At 67.4% G+C, this 21,504-nt stretch carries 22 protein-coding genes; 8 read left to right on the plus strand and 14 right to left on the minus strand.

Features of this window, described 5'->3' with window-relative positions; all coding sequences use genetic code 11:
• The first annotated feature begins 90 nt into the window (after positions 1 to 90).
• The 3 genes from SFB74_RS20210 to SFB74_RS20220 all read left to right on the plus strand — a co-directional run bounded on the left by SFB74_RS20210 (position 91) and on the right by SFB74_RS20220 (position 1,739).
• A complete protein-coding gene (locus SFB74_RS20210) occupies positions 91 to 507 on the plus strand; it encodes a GFA family protein (RefSeq protein WP_432726070.1) in 417 nt (138 codons plus the stop codon).
• A 108-nt stretch (positions 508 to 615) separates the two neighbouring features.
• On the plus strand, positions 616 to 1,272 hold the full coding sequence (locus SFB74_RS20215) for a hypothetical protein (protein ID WP_432726071.1): 657 nt from the start codon (positions 616 to 618) through the stop codon (positions 1,270 to 1,272).
• Between the two features lie 26 nt (positions 1,273 to 1,298).
• Positions 1,299 to 1,739 (plus strand): hypothetical protein, encoded by a 441-nt coding sequence (locus tag SFB74_RS20220; protein WP_432726072.1) that lies wholly within the window; start codon positions 1,299 to 1,301, stop codon positions 1,737 to 1,739.
• Positions 1,740 to 1,770: 31 nt separating this feature from the next.
• On the opposite strand, the gene SFB74_RS20225 is transcribed toward SFB74_RS20220, so the two are convergent.
• A complete protein-coding gene (locus tag SFB74_RS20225) occupies positions 1,771 to 2,916 on the minus strand; it encodes a hypothetical protein (RefSeq protein ID WP_432726073.1) in 1,146 nt (381 codons plus the stop codon).
• Between the two features lie 142 nt (positions 2,917 to 3,058).
• A complete protein-coding gene (locus SFB74_RS20230; RefSeq protein ID WP_432726074.1) occupies positions 3,059 to 3,415 on the minus strand; it encodes a hypothetical protein in 357 nt (118 codons plus the stop codon).
• A 455-nt stretch (positions 3,416 to 3,870) separates the two neighbouring features.
• Between SFB74_RS20230 and chrA the strand changes: the two genes are divergently transcribed.
• The 3 genes from chrA to SFB74_RS20245 all read left to right on the plus strand — a co-directional run bounded on the left by chrA (position 3,871) and on the right by SFB74_RS20245 (position 7,371).
• Positions 3,871 to 5,247, plus strand: coding sequence for a chromate efflux transporter (gene chrA, locus SFB74_RS20235; RefSeq protein ID WP_432726075.1), 1,377 nt, complete (start codon positions 3,871 to 3,873; stop codon positions 5,245 to 5,247).
• A 10-nt stretch (positions 5,248 to 5,257) separates the two neighbouring features.
• Positions 5,258 to 6,547, plus strand: a complete 1,290-nt coding sequence (locus SFB74_RS20240) for an MFS transporter (RefSeq protein WP_432726076.1) — start codon at positions 5,258 to 5,260, stop codon at positions 6,545 to 6,547.
• Between the two features lie 245 nt (positions 6,548 to 6,792).
• Positions 6,793 to 7,371, plus strand: a complete 579-nt coding sequence (locus tag SFB74_RS20245; protein WP_432726077.1) for a dihydrofolate reductase family protein — start codon at positions 6,793 to 6,795, stop codon at positions 7,369 to 7,371.
• A gap of 32 nt (positions 7,372 to 7,403) precedes the next feature.
• Here the strand turns inward: SFB74_RS20245 and SFB74_RS20250 are convergent, their stop codons facing one another.
• Positions 7,404 to 7,700, minus strand: a complete 297-nt coding sequence (locus SFB74_RS20250) for a hypothetical protein (protein ID WP_432726078.1) — start codon at positions 7,698 to 7,700, stop codon at positions 7,404 to 7,406.
• A 65-nt stretch (positions 7,701 to 7,765) separates the two neighbouring features.
• On the minus strand, positions 7,766 to 8,170 hold the full coding sequence (locus SFB74_RS20255; RefSeq protein ID WP_432726079.1) for a RidA family protein: 405 nt from the start codon (positions 8,168 to 8,170) through the stop codon (positions 7,766 to 7,768).
• Positions 8,171 to 8,309: 139 nt separating this feature from the next.
• Here SFB74_RS20255 and SFB74_RS20260 point away from each other — a divergent pair, with 139 nt between their 5' ends.
• Complete coding sequence (locus SFB74_RS20260) at positions 8,310 to 9,236, plus strand: LysR substrate-binding domain-containing protein (RefSeq protein ID WP_432726080.1); 927 nt, start codon at positions 8,310 to 8,312, stop codon at positions 9,234 to 9,236.
• On the opposite strand, the gene SFB74_RS20265 is transcribed toward SFB74_RS20260, so the two are convergent.
• Positions 9,217 to 9,696, minus strand: coding sequence for a DUF4188 domain-containing protein (locus SFB74_RS20265; protein ID WP_432726081.1), 480 nt, complete (start codon positions 9,694 to 9,696; stop codon positions 9,217 to 9,219). The two genes, SFB74_RS20260 and SFB74_RS20265, sit on opposite strands and share 20 nt — an antisense overlap.
• Before the next feature lie 257 nt (positions 9,697 to 9,953).
• Between SFB74_RS20265 and SFB74_RS20270 the strand changes: the two genes are divergently transcribed.
• On the plus strand, positions 9,954 to 10,784 hold the full coding sequence (locus SFB74_RS20270) for an HDOD domain-containing protein (protein ID WP_432726082.1): 831 nt from the start codon (positions 9,954 to 9,956) through the stop codon (positions 10,782 to 10,784).
• 21 nt (positions 10,785 to 10,805) lie between these two features.
• Here the strand turns inward: SFB74_RS20270 and SFB74_RS20275 are convergent, their stop codons facing one another.
• The 9 genes from SFB74_RS20275 to SFB74_RS20315 form a co-directional block, all read right to left on the minus strand.
• Positions 10,806 to 11,552: a tRNA-uridine aminocarboxypropyltransferase gene (locus SFB74_RS20275; protein WP_432726083.1), complete on the minus strand. Its 747-nt coding sequence runs from the start codon at positions 11,550 to 11,552 to the stop codon at positions 10,806 to 10,808.
• A gap of 42 nt (positions 11,553 to 11,594) precedes the next feature.
• Positions 11,595 to 12,104 carry a hypothetical protein gene (locus SFB74_RS20280; protein ID WP_432726084.1) on the minus strand — a complete coding sequence of 170 codons (510 nt, stop codon included), beginning with the start codon at positions 12,102 to 12,104 and terminating at the stop codon, positions 11,595 to 11,597.
• A gap of 65 nt (positions 12,105 to 12,169) precedes the next feature.
• Complete coding sequence (locus SFB74_RS20285; RefSeq protein WP_432726085.1) at positions 12,170 to 13,540, minus strand: NHL repeat-containing protein; 1,371 nt, start codon at positions 13,538 to 13,540, stop codon at positions 12,170 to 12,172.
• Between the two features lie 353 nt (positions 13,541 to 13,893).
• The gene (locus SFB74_RS20290; protein WP_432726086.1) at positions 13,894 to 15,105 is read right to left on the minus strand and encodes a DUF1501 domain-containing protein; all 1,212 of its coding nucleotides are present in this window, start codon (positions 15,103 to 15,105) and stop codon (positions 13,894 to 13,896) included.
• Between the two features lie 22 nt (positions 15,106 to 15,127).
• Positions 15,128 to 16,678 (minus strand): DUF1800 domain-containing protein, encoded by a 1,551-nt coding sequence (locus SFB74_RS20295; protein ID WP_432731969.1) that lies wholly within the window; start codon positions 16,676 to 16,678, stop codon positions 15,128 to 15,130.
• A 53-nt stretch (positions 16,679 to 16,731) separates the two neighbouring features.
• Positions 16,732 to 17,202 carry a hypothetical protein gene (locus tag SFB74_RS20300; RefSeq protein WP_432726087.1) on the minus strand — a complete coding sequence of 157 codons (471 nt, stop codon included), beginning with the start codon at positions 17,200 to 17,202 and terminating at the stop codon, positions 16,732 to 16,734.
• A gap of 121 nt (positions 17,203 to 17,323) precedes the next feature.
• Positions 17,324 to 18,013 carry a DsbA family oxidoreductase gene (locus SFB74_RS20305; protein WP_432726088.1) on the minus strand — a complete coding sequence of 230 codons (690 nt, stop codon included), beginning with the start codon at positions 18,011 to 18,013 and terminating at the stop codon, positions 17,324 to 17,326.
• 65 nt (positions 18,014 to 18,078) lie between these two features.
• A complete protein-coding gene (locus SFB74_RS20310) occupies positions 18,079 to 19,488 on the minus strand; it encodes an MFS transporter (protein ID WP_432726089.1) in 1,410 nt (469 codons plus the stop codon).
• A gap of 71 nt (positions 19,489 to 19,559) precedes the next feature.
• Positions 19,560 to 21,437, minus strand: a complete 1,878-nt coding sequence (locus SFB74_RS20315) for a bifunctional sugar phosphate isomerase/epimerase/4-hydroxyphenylpyruvate dioxygenase family protein (protein WP_432726090.1) — start codon at positions 21,435 to 21,437, stop codon at positions 19,560 to 19,562.
• Positions 21,438 to 21,504 lie beyond the last annotated feature (67 nt).

The following is a 21,504-nucleotide window of genomic DNA, read 5'->3' on the forward strand; positions in this document are numbered from 1 at the left end:
TTACTCCCCGGCCCCGCACAGCCTCGCCTAGATTGGCTGCACCCAGCCCGATTCGCTGGAGAAACAATCAACATCCGAAGGAAAAGCGAAATGAGCCACGCCCCCTACACCGGCGGTTGCGCATGCGGCGCGATCCGCTACGAGATCCCCTCCGAGCCGATCTTCCAGAACCACTGCCAGTGCCTCGACTGCCAGCACAAGAGCGGCACCGGCCACGGCTCCTACCTCAGCTTCGTGCGCGGCGGCACCAGGCAGACCGGCCAGGCCACCCTGTGGGACATGGTCGGCGACAGCGGCAACGTCAAGACCCGCGCCTTCTGCCCCACCTGCGGCTCGCCCGTGTACATGACCTACGTGGCGATGCCCGACGTCATCACCGTGCACGCCGCGAGCCTCGACGACCCGAGCCGGTTCAAGCCGCAGGCGGTCACGTACGGCGTGCGCGGGTACGAATGGGATTTCCTCGACCCTGCGCTGGTCAAGTTCGACAGGATGCCGACGAAGTGAAGCGGCCGGGGCCTCGCCCTGGGTTCATCGATGGGCGCCGGTCGTGCGGCGGCTCCATGACTTTGTGCACTTATGGCGACGCGAAGGCCGCTTCGACAATCCGTCGCCATGTCGTCGAACCCGCCTTCTCCATCGTCCGCCTATCCCCGCATCAAGGCCGCTGATTTCCTTCGGTCGGTGCAGCCCGAGCTCGACGAGATCGAGGCACTGGGCGGCGATCGCGAGGCGCAGACGCCGGTGGCCTACCCGTTCGCGGGCGACAGCGGCCTGCTGGTGACCTATGCGCTCGACACGCCGACCCAGTTCATCACCTTGACGAACGAAGGCATGGCGAGCCTGGGGCTGAGCCCGGAGGAGCTGCATGTCCGCGCGATCGACAACATGCTCGAGAAAGTGTTGCCCCAGCTCGGCACGCAGGACCTGGTGTTCTACAAGGCCCTGGTGTCCGGGGACGACTTCGAGGCCTGCATGCTGCTGGTGCCGGGCCTCTGGGAGGATCTGACCAAGGACTTCAAGGGCGAGCTGCTCACGGTGGTCCCCAGCCGCAACGTCCTCTACTACATGGACAGCAAGGCCAGCTTCGAGGCTTCGGGCCAGGCGATCAGCGCCGGACAGATCCTCGACCTGATGCGCGCCGCCGCGGCAAAGGTCAAGGCCGAAGCCGGGCCCCACGGCCTGTCGGACAAGGTGATGGCACTCACCCCCGACGGCTGGCGCGTGCGCGGCAGCTTCGCGGACCCGTCTTCATGGCTGAGCAACGGCTGAGACACGCGGAAGACAACGGAGCTCCCATGCGCCTGATACAGCACGAGAACAGTTTTCGACCGGAGGGACTCGTCGCCATGCATCCGGACGGAGGGCCTTCGAGGCGCGCATGCCTGGGCGCCTTGTCGCTGACGATGCTGCTTGCAAACATCGCGGGGTGTGCATCTTCAAGCGGCACATCGAACAGAGACGCATCGGCGGCAAGTCGCCCCCGGCGCGACGAGTGGAACGAGAGGGAGGAACGCGAAAAGTGGCAGGAGGAAAAGCGCAGGGACGACGAATACAAGCGCACGCGCGAACGCGAACAGCGGGACAAGGAACAGCAGATGCAGTCGTTCAAGGAAAACCAGCAGCGGGATGCGCGGGAGCGCGAGCGCGACGAACGTGCCGCTGCGCAGCGGCGAATGAGCCCCATGGAACGGCTGGATCAGTTCAATCGACAGATCAAAAGTCCACCGTACCGGTGAGCGAGACCACCGCGCCCTTTCAATTCAATCGTCAGCCTTCCTCGACCAGTTCATCCTTCGCAGGCCAGAGCTGGACTTCCGAGGCCTCCACGAAACCGTAGCCATTGCGTGCTGCCAGCAGCGCGGGCTCCAGAATCATCTGGTAGTCGGACGCGAGCGCCTCGATGTCGGCATCGCCGGAGTCTTCGTCCCACGCGAAGATGAGCGCGCGGCGATGCTTCTGCAGCAGCTCGACCAGCAGCCCCGTTTTCTCGGGCGGCACGTAGCCGCCGAGCGAGTAGTTGAAATGGATGGTGGTCCGCATCTTCTCGCGGAGCATCGGGAAGTCGCCCAGCAGATCGGCGAACAGCGCGGCGGGCGTCTCGAAGACATGCGACACGTCCACGCCGATGCGTTCGAACAACGCGGTCGGCCAGACCCGCCCCCGGCTCTGCCAGCTCGGCAGCACCTGCGCCGCGAGCTTGACGATCTCGTAGGAGATCGAGCCCACGAGCTCGCTCGCCGGCTCGGGCCACATGAAGCCTTCGGCATCGATCTCCGTCGTGGTGTCTTCGCGGCATTCCCAGATGTGCCGCCACTGCTCGAGGCGGCGGCGCATCCGGTCCTGCAAGGCATCGGGAGTCATGGCCTTGTCCTCGGCGCCCTCTGACGGCGGCAGGTGCGCGGCCAGCGGATAGAAGCCGTCGAGCACGGCGAGTGCCTCGGGCCTGGCACCGGGCCCGACGAGATGGCGCCGCGTGTCGAGCTTCGCGAGCATGCGCAGCGCGACCGCATCGACGGCCGACTTGCCTGCAGCGATGTCGCAAGCCTCGTAGGCCGCCAGCTCGCGCAGGGCCTCTTCGGCGTCGTCGGCTTCGATGTAATAGGGACGCCCCCAATGCGCCTGGTACGCGTCGAAGCCGGGAATGCCCGTGCCGCCCAGCGGCTGTGAAGAGAGCTCCCCGGGCGGCACGCCGGCGCGCTCACGCACGGCCTTCTCCTGGCTGGCGTAGATGGCGCGCTCCAGGCTCACGACGCGCTTGCACCAGGCACCTGCATGGTGGGCCACGAGTTGCCGCCGGGCCGCATCGCGCACGAGGTCATCCAGCCCATCCGTGGTGGCTGCGCGCATGTACGGAACAAGACGCTCCCTGATCAGGCGCACATCGACGGCAAGGTTGCTGACGTCGTAACCCATTGCTTCTTCCCTTTCGTTGTCGAGCTTCGCGTCCGCGGATCGCATCCGCGGCACAGGCGCGCGATTCTGGAAGAAAAGGCGACGCTTGCCATCTGACGAAAGTCATTGCGTCGCCCGGTTTTCCGCGTCGGCCGGGCAGCCTCTATCCCGTCAGTGCCTCGCACTGGATTTCAATCCGTGCGTGAAGAAGGCCGAGCGTCGCCGAGAGAAGCCGCTGCAGCGAACTGCGCTGACACGCATCGAACAGCGGCGCGGGGTCTGCATCGGACGAAGCGGCATCGCGCCGGTCTTCATCCCAGCCGAGCAACTGCACGAGCGTCTGCGCGCCCTGCACCACATCGCGGGCATCGTTCAGGAATGCGGCCTGCCCTTGTTGAGAAAAGCCGACCCGGTCGCCTTGAACCCATTCGAAGGGTTTGAACTGGGCGGTGGGGCGATAGGACGCGCAAGCGCAGCGAGCATTGGTGCCTGCTGCGTCATCTGAAGAAACATTGGCCATGGATGGGCCTCCCAAGGATGTCGATTTGCAGAAACCGACGCACCCGCTGCTAAACGAGGGCGGCAGCTCGAACGGGTTAGCAGACCGGGACATCCTTGCGGAAACCGGCAGGGCGCGAGCCCTCCCGTTCGAGCCGCCTAAAAGAGGCACGAACGAAAAAGCCGCAGACCAAGTGCGGTAGCTGCGGCTTTCGTCGCAGGATGTCGGCGGGCTGCTAAACCCGGCCCCGCTCATCACGAGGCGGGGGCAATGTAAGCGGTGCCGACGGCGGGCGTCAAGCTCGAAACCGGAGCGGCCTTGGGGCAATGGCACTGGTCGCGGCGCGCGTTCCGGCGCAAGGCCTTTCATGGCGCTTTGGCTCTGCTACGATGGTTTCCCCCGGGAAAACAGCCTCCCGGCCTGCAAGGAAAGACGGTGTCCCGTCCAAGCGCTGGTGACTCACAACGGAGCCTTCCGTGGACACCGCCTTGCCCGACACTTCTTCACTCGCGTCTTCCGCGCGCCCCGAGCCCATCTCCTTCGCCGAAGCCTTCCGCTTCTGGCTCAAGCTCGGCTTCATCAGCTTCGGCGGCCCCGCCGGACAGATCGCGATCATGCATGCCGAGCTGGTCGAGCGGCGGCGCTGGATCAGCGAGAAGCGCTTCCTGCACGCGCTGAACTTCTGCATGCTGCTGCCCGGCCCCGAAGCCCAGCAATTGGCCACCTACATCGGCTGGCTCATGCACCGCACCTGGGGCGGCATCGTGGCCGGTGCGCTGTTCGTGCTGCCCTCGCTGTTCATCCTGATCGCGCTGTCGTGGATCTACCTGCGTTTCGGCAACGTGCCGGTGGTGGCGGGCATCTTCTACGGCATCAAGCCGGCGGTCACGGCGCTGGTGCTGCACGCGGCGCACCGCATCGGCAGCCGCGCGCTCAGGAACCGGTGGATGTGGGGCATCGCGGGCGCAGCCTTCGTGGCCATCTTTGCTTTCGACACGCCGTTTCCCGCCATCGTGCTTGCAGCCGGCCTCATCGGTCACTTCGGCGCACGATGGGCGCCCGGTGTCTTCGCGCTCGGGGGTGGCCACGGCAACGCCAGGCAGGGCTACGGCCCCGCGTTGATCGACGACGACACGCCCACGCCACCGCACGCCCGCTTCTCGCGCCGGCACTTGCTCAAGGTGATTGCCTTCGGGCTGGGCCTCTGGCTGCTGGCCATGGGAGTCCTCGTCGCGGTACTGGGGTTCGACAGCACGCTCGCGCAGATGGGCTGGTTCTTCACTAAGGCGGCGCTGCTGACCTTCGGCGGCGCCTACGCGGTGCTGCCTTACGTCTACCAGGGCGCAGTCGAGCACTACCAGTGGCTCTCCGGCGCACAGATGATCGACGGGCTGGCGCTGGGAGAAACCACGCCGGGGCCGCTGATCATGGTGGTGGCCTTCGTCGGCTTCGTCGGCGGCTGGCTCAAGCAGGTGCTGGGGCCCGACTCGATGTTCCTGGCGGGCGCGCTGGCAGCAACGGTGGTGACCTTCTTCACCTTCCTGCCGTCGTTCATCTTCGTGCTGGCCGGCGGCCCCGCCATCGAGGCCACGCACGGCAAGCTGGGCTTCACCGCGCCGCTGTCGGCCATCACGGCGGCGGTGGTGGGCGTGATCCTGAACCTGGCGCTCTTCTTCGCCTACCACGTGCTGTGGCCCAAGGGCTTCGGCGGCCATTTCGACGCGGCCTCGGCGCTGATCGCAGTGGCCGCGGTGATTGCGCTGTTCCGATTCAAGCTCGGGGTAATGCCGCTGCTGGGAGCCTGCGCGGCCTTGGGACTGGCGGTGACCTTCGCGCTGCCCTTGCTGCGTTGAAAGATTCAGCATGACTGCCCGAGCCCCTTCAGGAGCCGAACAGACAAGCCCCGTGTCCCGACCACGCCACGGCCTCGCCCGCCTGCTGCCATCCGGGGTCGACCCGGGTGCCCTGCCCTTGCTCGTCGGCCGCGGCCTTCGCGCCTTCGGCGACGGCTACATGGCCGTGCTGCTGCCGGCCTACCTGCTGTCGATCGGGCTCGGAACGCTGGAAGTCGGCATCGTCAGCACGGCAACGATGCTGGGCTCGGCACTCGCGACGCTCGCGGTCGGTGCCTGGGGGTATCGCTTCGCGGCGGGGCGATTGCTTCGCGGCGCGGCCTTGCTGATGGCCGCCACCGGCATCGGCTTCGCGGGCCTTTCCTCGTTCTGGCCGTTGCTGATCGTCGCGCTGGTCGGCACGCTCAATCCCAGCTCCGGCGACGTCAGCGTATTTCTTCCCCTGGAGCACGCACGGCTGGCAAGCGCGGCGCAAGAACATGCGCGAACCGCGCTCTTCGCCCGCTACAGCCTGCTCGGCGCCTTGTGCGCAGCGCTGGGGGCGCTGGCAGCGGCGGTGCCGGACTGGCTGGTGCGACACACCGGGTTCGGGCGGCTCGATGCGCTGCGCGGAATGTTCGTGGTCTATGCCGCGATCGGACTGGTCGTCTTCTGGCTCTATCGGAATCTGCCAACCCATGCAGGCGCCGGCAGCGCCGACAGCCTGCCCGTCGCGCCCGCACCCCTCGGGCCCTCGCGCGGTGTCGTGATGCGACTGGCGGCGCTCTTCAGCGTGGACGCCTTCGCCGGCGGGCTGACGGTCAACGCGCTGATGTCGCTCTGGCTGCTGGAGCGCTTCGGCTTCTCGCTGGCCCAGGCCGGCGTGTTCTTCTTCTGGACCGGCCTGCTGGGCGCGGCATCGCAACTGGCGGCACCGGTGGTCGCGCAGCGCATCGGCCTGCTCAACACCATGGTCTTCACGCACCTGCCGGCCAACGTCTGCCTCGTGCTCGCCGCGCTGGCGCCGAGCCTGCCGGTGGCGCTCGGCCTGCTGATGATCCGCAGCTCGCTGTCTTCGATGGACGTGCCCACGCGAACGGCCTATGTGATGGCGGTGGTGACGCCGGCCGAACGCAGTGCGGCCGCGAGCTTTACCGCCGTGCCGCGAAGCCTGGCCGCAGCCATCAGCCCGACACTCAGCGGCGCGCTGTTCGCGGCCGGATGGATCTCGTTGCCGCTCATCGCGTGCGGGCTTCTGAAGATCACCTACGACCTCGCGCTATGGCGCGCCATGCGGCGGGACCGGCTGGCCGGCGAGTAACGCGGGAGCGATCACGGGCACCGTCTTGTTGCAGCCTTCCCCCAGCACGATCTGCCCCAGGTCGTGTTGCGCAGCGCTAGAGCGTGTTGTCTCCGCTCCATGTGGCCTGCAACCCCTGAAGATCGCAATCACTGTCGAGGTCTGCTTCCATTCGCCGCACCCGTGCCAATTGAGTTGCACAAAGGCCGAAGACGCTTCAGCATCCTCATCCCCTCCAACCCCAACAACCAAACACGGAGACCCGAATGAGAAATCTCAAGCTCATGGAGCACGTATCGCTGGATGGCGTGATCCAGTCCTCCGGCGAAGACGGCTTCCCCTATGCCGACTGGACGGTGCCCTACCGGACGCCGGCCGGCCGGGATGAAGTGCTCGCCGCGCACGGCGCGCGCTTCGATCTGCTGCTGGGCCGGCGCACCTACGACATGTGGTCGGACTTCTGGCCGAAGGTGCCGCCCGGTCCGATGGCGGATGGCTTGAATGCGGCCACCAAGTTCGTGGTCACCCATCGCCCTGAAAGCCTCGCGTGGGGTCCGTTCGAGGGCGTCGGGCCGGATGTCGTCGAAGGCGTGCGGCGCATCAAGTCGCAGGCTGGCCCGGACCTCGTGCTGTGGGGCAGTTCCACGCTGACCTCGACGCTGCTGGAGCATGGGCTTGCGGATGAAGTCTTGCTGATCGTCTACCCGGTGCTGGTGGGTACGGGCAAGCGCTTCTTTGCCGAGGGGACGCCGGGGTGTTCCTTCGAACTCGTCAGCACGAAGACGACGCCGTCCGGGCTGCTCCTCAACACATACAAGCGCGCTGGACCCTTGGAGGCCGGATAGGCAGTCGGCACGAAATCAGCGCAGAAGAGCCGTCATCCCTGCGCATCGTCTTCGGGCCGGTCGAACTGGTGATGCGCCTTGATCCCGTCATAGCACTCAGAACAAACCACGGCGAAGTCGGTGAACGCAACGAATCGCTCCGTCTTGTCCTCTTCCTGCAGATAGACGAACTCGCAGGCATAGCACCAGCCCTGCTTGTTGTCGGGGTCGTCGCTATTCTCGATGAAGCCCAGCGGAACGCCATGGTTGTTGACCAGGTGCCCGCAGACGGTGGCCAGTGCCGTTCGGCCGTGCTGCGGGCAGTCGATTTTTTCGCTCTCTTCGTTCACGGCCTTGATTGGTGCGATGACTGCGATGGGCCACTGTAGCCCAGGCCCTCATCATCGCCGGCCGTTCACCCCTCGGCGGTGCCGGGCAGCTTCGCGATCACCTTGATCTCGAACTTGAAGCCGTAGAGCCAGGTCACGCCGATGCCAGTCAGCGTCGGGTGCGGTGCGTCTCCCCAGTACTCGGGGACGACCTTCCAGACCGTCTCGAAGTTCGCTTCCGGATCGACGATGAAGATGGTGACGTCGACCACGTCGTCGAAGGTGCAGCCCGCCGCGCCCAGCACCGCGTTCAGGTTCTTGAATGCCAGGCGCGCCTGCGCTTCGAGATCGGGCTCGGGCGAGCCGTCCTCGCGGCTGCCGACCTGTCCCGAGACGAACAGGAATCCGTTGGAGCGGATTGCCGGCGAGTAGTGGTTCTTTTCGTAGAGCGCCTGGCGCCCGGGCGGGAAGACGACGTCGCGTTTGGTCATGAGCTGCTTTCCTTGTTGCTTCTTCAATGAATGAATGGGATGAAGGGACTTTAGGAAAGCGCGCGCCGCAGATAAACGGGCAATGCCGACAATGACTGTTTGGGGAAACCAAACAATCGGCAACCGGGGAACAGCGCACATGGACCGTTTCGACGCAATGCAGGCCTTCGCCCGCGTGGTGGAGGCAGGCAGCTTCACCAAGGCGGCCGAGACGCTTCACATGAGCAAGACCAGCGTGACCCAGCTGGTGCAGCAACTCGAAGCGAGGCTGCGCGTGAAGCTGCTCAACCGGACCACGCGCAAGGTCGGCTTGACGGCCGACGGCGCGGCCTACTACGAGCGCGTGGTGCGCCTGCTGGCCGACATGGACGACGCCGAGACCAGCCTCTCGGGCGCCTCGGCCTCGCCCCGGGGCCGCCTGCGGGTGGACGTGCCCAGCCCGCTGGCCCGCATGATCCTGGTGCCGGCGCTGCCGGCCTTCCACGAGCGCTACCCCGACATCCAGCTCGACATGGGCGTGAGCGACCGCGTGGTGGACCTGATCGGCGAGAACGTCGATTGCGTGGTGCGCGGCGGCAAGCTCACCGACCAGTCGCTCATGGCGCGCCGCGTGGGCGACCTGCAGCTCGGCGTGTATGCGGCGCCGGGCTACCTGGAGCGCGCCGGCACGCCCACCCATCCGCGCGAGCTGGAAGACACGCATCACCGCATCGTCGGCTTCCTGTGGCCGCGCAACGGCAAGACCTTTCCGTATGCGATGCACCGCGACGGCGAGCGCATCGAGGTGCAGGGCCGCTACGTGCTCTCGGTCGACGACGGCAACGCGTACCTCGCGGCAGGGCTCGCGGGCCTGGGGGTGCTCTGGCTGCCCGAATACATGGCGAAGGCGCACGTACCCGGCGGCGAGCTGGTGCCGCTGTTCGAGGGCTGGAGTTTCGATCCGATGCCGCTGTACCTGGCGTTCCCGCCGAACCGGCATGTCAGCGCCAAGCTGCGGGTGTTCATCGATTGGGTGGTCGAGCTGATGGCGCGGCATGCGCCGGTCGTCACTCCTGCGTCTTCGTAGCCCTCAGGCGCGCAGCCGCCGAGCGATGGGCTTCCGTGACGCTCTGGAGGCTGCCCGCCCGGCCGAGCCCGAACGGCGGCATGTTGACGTAGATGTTCTCGTAGGTGCCGGGCGACACGGCGTAGGTCTCGTGCCAGATGCCGACGGAGCCGTCGGTGCCGATGGCCTTGTTGAAGGCCTTCCATGCCGGGAGGTGCTCGGCCTCCTTGTCCTTCGCGTAGGCCAGCAGCTGCTCCATGGAGCGCCAGTACTGCAGCACGAGGATCGTGCGCGAGAACCACAGCTCGGCGTGCAGCAGGCCGCGCTCCGGCTGCTGCTTGAGCTCCTTGAGCATCCGGGGCATGGCGGCGGCGACGGGCAGCCACTTGTGCAGCTTCAGCGGCTGGTTGATGCGCATCCCGATGAGGAAGACGACGAAGTCTCCCTCCAGCCTGGCGGTCAGGCGTTCTCTGTGAATCATGGCAAGGCGCGTCCTTCTCTTCTTGTTGCTGTGGCTGTTGCTGGGTCGGTCGGACTATGTCATCGCGCTGCCGCGACAGCGACTGTCATGCGACGAAACGCCCGTACGTGGCGCCAAGTGCGCCCTACCCCGGGTAATCCCTCCCCCACCGGAATCCGTGGAAATTGCGGATTTGCACTCCTGGAGGCCCCAAATGGCCTGTGCGCTGGGGGAAAATCCATTGCATACAAAGGCAGCAATAACACCTCATCAGCGCCATGAAGACACTCGACGAACTCTTTGCCAATGACGAGTCGCTCCCCACTGTTCCGAGGGTGGTGTCCGACCTGATGGAGATGCTGAGGGACGACGACGTGTCCTTCGCAGCCGTCGCGCACCGCATCGAGTTGGACCAGGTGCTCGCGGCCAAGGTGCTGCAGATGATCAACTCGCCGCTCTTCGGGCTGCGGCGCAAGATTTCCTCGATCCAGAGCGCGATCCTGATGCTCGGGCTTTCCGCGATCCGCTCCGTGGTCGTGAGCTCGGGCCTCGCAGGCGCCTTCAGGAAGGTCGAGGGTGTCAGCCTCCCGGCCTTCTGGGCCCACAGCCTGCGCGTGGCCTCGGTCTCGAGGTACCTGGCGTCCAAGACCCGGCTCGTCGACCCCAACCTGGCCTTCACCGCGGGCAGCATGCATGCCATCGGCCACCTGATCATGGCCCAGGCCATGCCCGGCCGCGTGGCCGCGCTGAACGCCCTCCACCCCTTCGAGGCGCTGGGGCGTGCGCAACTGGAGCTCGTCGAGTTCGGCTACCACTACGGCGACGTGAGCGCCTCGCTGGCGCAGCGCTGGGGCTTCGCCCCCGACCTGGTGGGCGGGCTTTCCAGCTTCGTGAGCCCCGACAAGTCGGAACACGCCGATGCGCTCGGCGGCATCCTGCACCTGGCCGTGTGGCGCGTGGCGCTGGAGCGCCAGGGCGTGGACCTGGGCAACCTCGGCGGCACCTGGCCGAGCGAGTCGGCAATGGCTGCCGGCATCACGGAAGACATCGTCCAGGAAATGCCGGCGCCGCGCGAGCTGGCGGCGGAACTCGAGTCGATGATCGCCTGACGCCCGCCCCGCGGAGCGTCGTCAGGTCCGCGCGGCCAGCACCTCGCGCAGCCGCTGGTGCTCGGCACCGTCCCATGCAATCGGCTGCTGGTTCTTCGCGCGCAGGTAGTGGTGCGTGAACACCGGCAGATAGGCCTCCAGCGTCTGCCCGGCGGCATGTTCGCCCGCAAGGCTCATGCACATCGCGGCCACCTCGCTGGTGCAGAAATGGTCTTCGCGACCGGAATTGCGCAGCTTGTACTGCGTGATCTGTTCCGGCCTCAGGCTCAGCACCGGCAGCCGGTCGAGGTAAGGGCTCCTGCGGAACATCTTGCGCGCCTCGGCCCAGGTGGCGTCGAACAGGATGAAGAGCGGGCGCTTGCCGATGCCGCCGGAGGACTCAGGACCGGCCGCCCCGACGCTCAGGACCACACGCTCCGGCTCCGCGTACTGCCCCGGAAACACCACGTACGGCTGCCATTGCGGATCGCCCAGCAGCGCCAGCAGTGCCGGATCGACTTCGGTACGGGCCCAGCCGAAGGCGAAGGTGTCGGCCACCACGTCGGCAACCAGCCAGCCCGTGTTGGTGGGCTTGAGCGGCTCGATGTCCGCCATGATCAGGCAGACGCCGGCACGCGTCGCGACCGAAGGGCGCAGCGCGCACATGCAATGGCTGGGCACCAGGCGGCAGCCTGCACAACGCTCGCGCTTGAAGCCTCCACGGGCAAGAAAAGGCTTGGCGCTTCGCGCGAGGCGCGCAGCGCGAAGAAGGGAAACGGCGTGAGGCATGCGGGGATTCTCGGCTGTCCGGCCGCGAGCCCCGCCCGGCGATCAGCCGGCGGCCGCGTCCCGGTCGATGCCCGCGACCAGTTCCCGCAGCCATACCCGATGGCTGCCGAAGCTTCCGAGCTGCTCCTCGGCCGCCTCCCGCTCTGCCAGATGCCGCTCCAGAAAACGGAAGCCGACCAGCGCAGCCGCCTCGCGCAGGGTTTCGTCGGGCAGCTCGCATTCGTACAGGAAGTCGAAGCGCGTTGCCCAGAAGCCCTGCTCCGTGCCGGCGAGCCGCTCGAACCCGGCCGGGTCTTCGATGCTGAACTCGATGAACTCCAGCCCGCCCTCCTTCTCCCGGACGCCACAGACCCTGCTGCCGTGGTCCCACAGCGGAACCAGCGTCGGCCCGTCCGGCACGCCGGCACCGCGGTAGGCATAGAACGGCGGCCCCAGGCAGGAGTCGCGGAATGCCTGGTGGATGCACTGGCCGGCCGCCAGCTGCATCAACGGGGCCGACAGGCCGAGCCGCTGCAGCTCGGGCGTTCGCAGGTGTTCGTCGATCACGGCCATGTTTCTCTCGATCCTTCTCGCGTCTCGCGTCTGCCCGGATCATGGCGCATGAGGCCGCGGGCCCGTCAGGGCGCGGGGGTCGGCGTGATCTTGCGGATCTTGTGGTTGAACTGGTCGGCCACGTAGACGTTGCCCGCGGCGTCCACTGCGACGCCGTAGGGCAGATTGAACGACGCCGCCTTGCCGACACCGTCCTTCGCCCCGGAGTTGCCCGCGGTACCCGCCAGGGTCCTGACCATGCCGTCCGGCGTGATCCTGCGGATCACGTGGGTCGTGCTGTCGGCCACGTAGAGGCTGCCGCTGGAGTCGATCGCGATGCCCACCGGGAAGGAGAAGGTCGCGTCGTTGCCCTTCCCGTCGACGGAACCGCTTGTGCTCCGCTTGCCGAACGGCGTCGTGACCACGCCCTGCGGCGTGATCTTGCGGATCACGTGACTGCCGAATTCGGTCACGAGCATGTTGCCCGCCGCGTCCATCGCGATGCCGGCGGGCACGCTGAAGGTCGCGCTGGTGCCGGTGCCGTCGGCTGTGCCCTGGGCGCCCGAGCCCGCGAAGGTGCTGACCTCGAGGTCGGGTGCGATCTTGCGGATCTTCTGGCCCTGCGAGTCGCCGACGAAAAGGTTGCCCTGCGCGTCGAAGGCAACGCCCGAAGGCTGGTTGAAAGATGCGCTGGTGCCGTGCCCGTCGACCGAACTGAAGCTGCCGGACCCCGCCAGCGTGCTCACCGCCCCTGCCGGCGTGACCTTGCGAACCGTGTTGCCCATGAGCTCGGTCAGATATATGTTGCCGTCGGCATCCAGCGCCAGGTCGAAAGGATCGGAGAGAGTTCCGCCAGCGCCGCTGCCCGCCACGGTCGTGACAGTTCCCGAGGGAGAAACCTTGCGGATCAGCTTGTACCGGGCATCGATCACGTAGAGGTTGCCGGCGGCGTCCACCCTCACGCCCCTCGGCCTGGCGAACTCGGCTGCGAGCCCGTCGCCGTCGAGCTTGCCCTCGGTGCCCGAGCCGGCCAGTGTCGAGACCGTCGCCTGAGCCTCCGCGCAGCTGACCGTCACGCCGGTGATCTCCGCGGCTGCATTGCCGCTGCCATTGCCCACGGTGCAGAACTGCCACAGCGGCTGGGTGCGCACGGTGACGGCGTAGGCGCTGCCCTCCTTGACGGGAGTCGCGAAGCTGAACTTGCCGTCCGCCGTGAGCGTCAGGTCATCGCCCGCATTGTTCTGCAGCACGAGCTTGCCGCTGGTGATGCCGCTGAGAGTGCCGCCGATCGCATGCGTCGCGACGGGCGTCTCGGGCTGGGGCTGCGGTTGGGCAACCGGCGTCAGCGGCACGAAGCTGCCTCCTCCCCCCGAGCCGCCCCCGCAGGAAGCAAGGACCAGGATGGCGCCGGCGATGGCACAGGAACGGGCGAGAGCAGTCTGACTGGGCGAGAGCATCGGTTTCCTTTTCTTGTTGTTGGGCGTTGCGCCCGGCGGAGAAACGGGGTTTCCAGACAGCCGGAGCCGGTTCCGGAAGCGAAATTCCAGAAACCGCGTTGAGCACTGGTTGCAGTGCGGAGGCCCTTGGCGAAGCGAAGACGCTCCGCAAAAAAGCTGTCGGGAGGGTTGAATATATTTATCTTCGTTAACTATTTGTGTCTCAACCATCACCGAAATTGGGTATATGCGGCAGCCTGAATGCACCGTAGTGGTGCAAACCTAAAGGGGCCTGCGTCGCGAAACGCAGGCCCCTCGAGGCAAGAAAAGAAGAGAGCCGGCCGTCGTCCCGCGGCCGCCATCGGCTCTGCCGGCTAGACCAGCCGCAGGTCCCGTGGCGCGACGCCGTCGAACACCTTCGCGACCTGCGCCGGCGACAGCCCGTACATCCGCTGGAACAACCCGCCGAACACCGCCCGGTACTCGTTGAGCACCGGGTAGTCGCGGTTCTGGAAGAGCGTTGCCTGCGTCAGCGCCTGCTGCTCGCCCACGATGCGCCCGCCCGCCTGCGCCGAAAGGCCGCCGCCGAGCACCCAGTAGACGGTGCCGTGGCCGTGGTCGGTGCCGCGGTTGCCGTTCTCGCGGAAGGTGCGGCCGAACTCGCTGATGACGACCACCACGGTCTGGCGCCAGGCGTCGTCGCCCATCTCTTGCGCAAAACCGGCCACGCCCCGGCCCAGTTCCTCGAAGCGGTTGGCGAGGTAGCCGGTGGCGCCGCCCTGCCCCACGTGGGTGTCCCAGCCGCCGACGTCGACGAAGCCGAGGTCGAAGCGGTCGCGCATGAGCAGCGCCATGCGGCGCGCCACCAGCTCGAAGCCCTTGGCGGACATGGCGTTGCGGCTGGCGGCGTCCATCTCGGCCTGCACCGCGCGCATGACCTCGTCGCGCACCTGGAAGCCCTCGGCCACCGGCTGGGCCAGCGAGGTGTTGCGGTACATGTCCGCGATGACCTGGCTCTGCCTCGCGTCGATGCCCGAGCGCGCATTGCCGGCCAGCGCCATGTTGGCGGCCTTGGCGCTGCCGCGCATCGAGATCGGCAGCTGGTCGGTGAAGGCGATGGGCGACACGTCGGTGACGGGCCCCGCGCCGAGCACGCCGGCCAGCCGGTTGAGAAAGCCCGAGCGGTAGTCGCGGCGCTTGTCGAGCGCCTGTCCGAGCTCGATGGAATCCTGCGTCTCGAAGTGGCTGCGCGTGAGGTCGTCGGTGCCCGCGAAGGCGATGAACGAGGCCTGCTTCTGCTGGAACATCGGCATCACGCTCTGCGCCAGCGCGGGGTGCAGGCCCCAGTTGCCGTCGAGAGGCAGCGCGCCGTTGGGCGAGCCGGGCCGCGCGATGGCGATGTTTGGGCGCGAGGCGTAATAGAAGTCGCTGCTGGTGGGCACGAGCAGGTTGCTGCAGTCATACGCACCGCGCAGGAACACGACCAGCAGCTTGGCGCCCTCCGTGGCCGGTGCGGCCATCACCCTGGCGGCGGTGCCCGCGAACGGCACGGCGGCCGCGAGCTTCAGGAGTTCTCGACGTTGCATCACGGTGTGTCCTTCTTCCTAGTCAACGGCGCATCAGCTCGGGCGACGCCAGCAGGAAGGTGTTCCATTCCTGCGGGTTCTTGGCCTGCGCCAGCGCCTCGCGCGTGTCCGCGCTCATGCTGCCCTGCATCGTGCGCACCGCGCGCGAGTCGGCCAGCGGCGGAAACGCGGGCTTCTCCAGTGGGGCCTTGTCGTCCGCGCGGAACAGCACGGCACCGTTCGCGCCGATGGCCCGTGCGATCTCGAAGCGGGTGTTCATCTGCCCCGCACTGGCCCATGCGGCCTCGTTGAGCGGATAGCCGTCGGGCGTTTCGTGGCCGTAGAGCTGCTCGCCCATGCGGTTGATCCAGCCGAGCATCGGGTTCACGTTGGTCACCACGCGGTCGTCGTATGCGAGCCGCACGCCGGCCATCACGTAGTGCACCGGGTCGCGGAACTTGCGGCCCAGCGAAGCCGAGAACTCGGGCGACTCGAACAACGCCTTCAGCGTGACGGCGATGTCGCCGTCGCTGCGCGCGAAGGCCGCGGCCATGCGGTCGACCAGCGCCTGCGGCGGATCGTCGGAGACGAAGTACACGGCCAGCTTGCGCGAGATGAAGCGCGCGGTGGCCGGTGCGCGCGCGAGACGGTCGAGCGCCTCGTCGGCTTCGGTCAGGCCCTTGCCCTGTATCGGCTGGCCCAGCAATGTCTTCGGACCGTAGTCGTGCCGGTTCGGGTTGAACTCGAAGAGGCCCTTGCGCACGTAGTCGGCGCGCAGGTTGGGCCGCACGTTCGGCGGCGGCGCATCGAGCGGCTGGTAGCTCACGCCCACGCCGGTTAGCACGCGCGCCAGCTCCTGCACGTCGCCCTGCGTGTAGCCACTGCCCACGCCCAGCGTGTGCAGCTCCATCAACTCGCGCGCGTAGTTCTCGTTGATGCGGTTGGCGGCGTTCTGCGCGTTGTCGAGGTAGCGCAGCATCGCCGGGTGGTGCAGCGTGGCGCCGAGCAGGTCGCGGAACCTGCCGAGCGCGTGCGGGCGGATCGCGTTCTCCTCGTAGTCGCCCACCATCGCGCGGATGTTGTCCTTGCGCAGGTTGACGTTGAAATGGTTCATCCAGAACCAGGTCATCTGCTCCTGCAGCTGGTTGGGCGAATAGAGCGCGCGCAGCACGAAGCGCTGCTGGGCCTCGCGCACCAGCGCGTTGAGCCGCTGCTGGTAGGCCTGCCGCGCCGCCTTCTTCTGGTCTTCGTCGGGCAAGGCATCGGCCGCCTTGCGCTGCGCGTCGAGCTCGGTCACGAGCTGGTCGAGCGGCATGCGCGAGATTTCCATCGCGTCGATCTGCGCCTGCGCGGCCGGCGGCAGCGGCGCGGGTCGCGGATTGAGCTGGTCGCGCATCCACAGCGACAGGCCGCGCTTCGCGAGCTGCGCGTCGCTGCTCGCATTGGCGCCCCAGCTCACGCGATCGAGCCAGCGCAGGCGCGTGGCTTCGTTCACCTGCGCCGAGGGCAGCGACACCGAAACCAGCGGCCGGCGATTTCCCTCGGTACTCGCGCAGGCCGCGAGCAGCGCCAGCGCGCAGGCGCCCAGCGCCATCGATGCGCGCCGCGTGGAGAAAAACGGCAAGACGGTAGTGGCCGGCACGGCCCTCACTCCCTGCGCATGTCGTGGCGGCGCACGTCGCCGATGGCGTGCTGCGCGGTGGCGAGCGCAAGGTCGACGTGCGCGAGGCCGCGCTGCTGGAACGGCCGCGAGCGCGGATCGTCCTCTTCGCGTGCGACGTCGGAGCGCACCTTGCGCAGCAGGTCGACCGCCGCATGCAGGCGGCCTTCGGGCGGCATCCATGCATCGGTGGGCTCGCGCCATTCGACGGGCTTGCCGTCGAGCCATGCGGCGTGCTGCAGGTCGCCGATGGCGGCGTGGATCTCGTCGATAACCACCTGCTCGTCGCGCGAGACCTGCCCGTCCTCGGGGCGGCGGTGCTCCACTTTCCAGGCCGCGGTGCGCAGGTCGGACAGGGCGTGGAGATAGAACGGGTGCCTGCCGTATTCGTCCGCCAGTGCCGGCAACGAAGCCGCGGCCATGAGGGCGAGCGCGGCAATTAGGCTTTTCTTATTCATCTTCGGGGCTCCAGTGATTGAGGACTGTAGGGACGCCTCCTCAACCGCCGCAAGCCCCTTCGCGTTGACGCTCTTTACCGTCGTAACGCTGCGCAAAGCTGGCGCCTGAGCACCGGCCAAGTCAGGCTGTGGCAAGGCCCGAAGGTGCAGCTCCGGCGATCTGGCGCAGGGCCCGCTCGAACACCTCGACGGGCTGGCCTCCCGAGATCAGGTGGCGGTCGTTGATGATGATCGCGGGCACCGAGTGGATGCCGGCGTCGGTGTACATGCGCTCGCGCTCGCGAGTCTCTTGCGCGAACTCGTCGCTGTCCAGGATCTGGCGTGCACGGACCGGGTCGAGCCCCGCTTCGGTGGCGGCGCGCACCAGTACTTCGGGGTCGGAGGGATTCTGGCTGTCGGTGAAGTAGGCCTTCAGCAGCAGCTTCTTCAGCGTCGCCTGCTTCTGCGGGCTCTCCAGTTCTGCCCAATGCAGCAGCCGGTGCGCGTCGAAGGTGTTGTAGACACGCGGACGGCCTTCGGGGCTGAACTCGAAGCCCACCGCCGCGCCGCGCTGGCGGATCATTTCGCGCGACTGGGCCTGCTGCTCGCGCGTGGAGCCGTACTTCTGGTTGAGGTGTTCGAAGGTGTCCTGGCCTTCGGGCGGCATCTGCGGGTTCAGCTCGAAGGGCTGGAAGTGCAGTTCTGCCGTGATATCCGGTGCCACGTTCCTGAGCGCCGCCTCGAGCGAACTCAGGCCAACGGCGCACCAGGGACAGGACACATCGGAGACGAAGTCGATCTTGAGGCGGGAGGGGGAAGATGTGGAGGTCATGGCGCCATTCTTCCCGGCGCCACAACCCTTGGCAGGCGAAAGGTCTTCGTCCTGCGAATGGCCTCTCAGGCGGCAGCCTTGGCCAGGCGCGCTTCCTGCATCGTCTGCTCGCGCATGCGGTCGTACTCCTGCTTGTCGACCGGCACCGCGTTCGGGTCGCCCAGGTCACGCATGTGGATGCGGTAGGTCTCGCGGGCGCTCAACGCGGCCAGGGCCGCCAGCACCGTCACCGCGAGGGTGATGGCACCCACGGTGAACCACACGTTGGTCGAGCCGGGAGGCGCGACGGCAGCGAACAGAGCCGGCAGCAGCGCGGTGAAGGTGGTGCCGATGTTCTGCGAGATGGCCATGGCCGACACGCGGTTGCGGGTGCGGAACAGCTCCGGATAGAAGCTCGGGAAGGTCGCGTTGTAGCCCTGGTAGACCACGCCCCACATCAGCAGCGACATGCAGATGGCCAGCGGCACGTTGCGGATGCTGATGGCGTACAGGTACACGAACGACAGCAGGCCCGAGACCAGCGCGCCGAAGACGATCGGCGGGCGGCGGCCGATGCGGTCCGACAGGTTGCCCACGAACGGAATGACGATCACGGCGAGGATGTTGCCGAGCACCGGAATCCACAGGTACACGTCCTTCTGGAAGCCGATGCCGTAGGCGGCCTGCACGGCATACGCCGCGCCGAACACGGTGGCCACCACCGGAATGACGTTCATCAGCGCCATGCAGACCACGCGCAGCATATCGGCCCAGCTGTCGGTGAAGGCCTGGATGATCGGCGCCTTGGCCGTCTCGCCCTTCTTGTCGACTTCGGCGAAGGCCGGCGTCTCGTCGACCTCGCGGCGGATGATGTAGCCAGCCACGATGACAAGGAAGCTCAGCAGGAACGGAATGCGCCAGCCCCACGAGTTGAACGCCTCTTCCGGCATGTAGTGCGCCAGCGGCAGGAACACGGCGGCCGCCAGGATCTGGCCTGCCTGCACGCCCTGCAGCGTGAAGCTCGCGAAGAAGCCGCGGCGCCCGAAGGGTGCGTGTTCAAGAATCATCGAGCTAGCACCCGAGATCTCTCCCGCCACCGCGAAGCCCTGGATCAGGCGCAGCACGACCAGCAGCACGGGTGCCAGCAGGCCGACCTGGTCGTAGGTCGGCAGCAGGCCGACGGCCACGGTGGAGAAGCCCATCAGGAACATGCACAGCACCAGCACCTGCTTGCGCCCGTGGGTGTCGCCCCAGTGGCCGAGCACGAAGGCGCCGATGGGGCGCGCGACATAGCCCACGCCGTAGGTCGCGAGCGAGGCGACGATGGCCGTCGTCGGGTCGCCCTTCGGGAAGAAGATCTGCGGAAAGATCAACGCCGCGGCGGTGGCGTAGATGAAGAAGTCGTAGTACTCCAGCGCCGAGCCGATCCAGCCGCTTGCCGCGGCCTTCTTCGACTGGTGCCTGCCTTGCGGCTCACGGGCTGTGTTGCTTGCCATGTGTTGTCTCCAGTGGTGACGAAAAAAATGAAATCGGCTCTCTGTCGGTCAATCAATAAGTCAATCTGCGATCAGTCCTGCGCCTGCGAGGCCATGCGCGCCGGTGCGTTGAGGGCACCGTAGGCGTCGTAGCTGCCCACGCGCTGCGCGACCTCGAAGAACAGTCCGCCCTCGAAACTCTCGGTATAGATGTGGAGGTAGTCGCCGGCCGGCGAGCGGTCGAAGAGCACGCCCGCCTCGCGCATGCGCTCCAGCAGCGCGGGCTCGATGTCGACGCGCGTGGCCAGGTCGTCGTAGTAGTTCTCGGAAATCGGCACGAAGCGCGTGCCGTTGGCGCGCAGCTTCGCGGCCGTCTCGAAGATGTCCTCGCAGCTCAGCGCGATGTGATGCACCGCCCCGCCGCCGGTCACGCTCAGCGTGCGCGCGGTGCGGGTGCGCTGGCTCAGCGACACGTTGAGCACCAGGCGCAGGCTGCGGTCGGCGTTGGCGACGCCGCGGCTGCGGATCAGCCCGAACGGGTCGGCCAGCTCCAGGCTCTCGCCGGGCTCCAGGCCGAGCACGGCGCGCGTGAACAGCACCCAGGTGTCGAGCTGGTCGAGCGCCAGGCCCAGCGCCACGTGGTCGATGCGCTCGAGGCCGGCGTCGTTGGCGCCGGCTCCTTCGTCCTCGAGGATGAAGTCGACTTCGTACAGGCCGTCGGCGCCCAGCGCCTCGGGCACGAAATGGATCAGGTTGCCGCCCGGCGCCACGATGGCCGGCACGCGCAGTTCGTTCGGACCGACGGGGCTGTCGTGCCGCTGCGAGCGCATGGCGGTGGCGCGGCCCACGGCCGCGAGCGGATCGTCGCAGCGCACGCCCAGCGCGCACACCGAGGTGCCGTGCGCGTCGAAGCGCTCGCGCGCAAAGGAATCGGGCTGGGCGTTGACGATCAGGTTGATCTCGCCCTGGCGGTACAGCGTCACCGCCTTGGAACGGTGCCTTCCGATGCGGCGGAAGCCGAGCTGCTTCACCAGCGTTGCGAGCTTCGCGGCCGAAGCCTCGTCGGCGGCGAACTCGATGAACGACAGGCCCGAGAGCGCCGGCACCGGCGGCGGGTCGAACAGCGTCACGCCGCGCGGCTGCGAAGGCCCGGCCATGCGCCCGCGCGCTTCGCTCTCGAGGTACAGCAGCGAGCGCATCGCGTCCACGGCGGTGCGGCGATTGGGCGTCTCGCGGAAGATGTCGTTGAAGATCTCCAGCGACAGCGGCCCCGTGTAGCCGGCGCGCAGCACCTGCTCGAAGAAGCCGACCACGTCGAAGTCGCCCTGCCCCGGAAACGAACGATGGTGGCGCGCCCACTGCAGCACGTCCATCGACAGCAGCGGCGCGTCGGCCATCTGCAGGAAGAAGATCTTGTCGCCCGGAATGGCCGCGATGCCGGCCGGGTCGTCCTTCAGCGAGAGCGTGTGGAAGCTGTCGAGGATCAGGCCCAGGTGCGCATGGTTCGCCTGCTTCACGATCTCCCAGGCCTGGCCGTACAGCGAGGTGTGGCGGCCCCAGGCCAGTGCCTCGAAGCCCACGCGCAGGTTGCGGCGCGCGGCGCGCTCGGCCAGTTCGTGCAACTGGGCCGCGGCCAGCGCCGGGTCGTCGATGGCCAGCGGCGAGGTGTTGGAGCAGCACAGCACCATCGGCGCGCCCATGGCCTGCATCAGGTCGAACTTGCGCTCGGCGCGCTCCAGGCTGCGGCGGAACTGCGGCTCGGGCATGCCTTCGAAGTCGCGGAACGGCTGGTACAGGTCGATGCTCAGGCCCAGGTCGCCGGCGATGCGGCCCAGTTCGGCGGCCGTGCCCTTGAAGTTGATGAAGTCGGCCTCGAACAGCTCGATGCCGTCGAAGCCGGCGGCGGCGACGGCTTCGAGCTTCTGGCGGAGCGTGCCGCTGAGCGAGACGGTGGCGATGGAGCGATGCATGGGGGTGGACTTTAGGAACACCCGGGCCCCGTCACAATCTATTCAGAGGCCTTTTGATCGATCATCG

Origin of the sequence: Variovorax xiamenensis, assembly GCF_050916385.1 — a bacterium.
In the GTDB taxonomy this organism is placed as follows: Bacteria; Pseudomonadota; Gammaproteobacteria; order Burkholderiales; family Burkholderiaceae_C; genus Variovorax.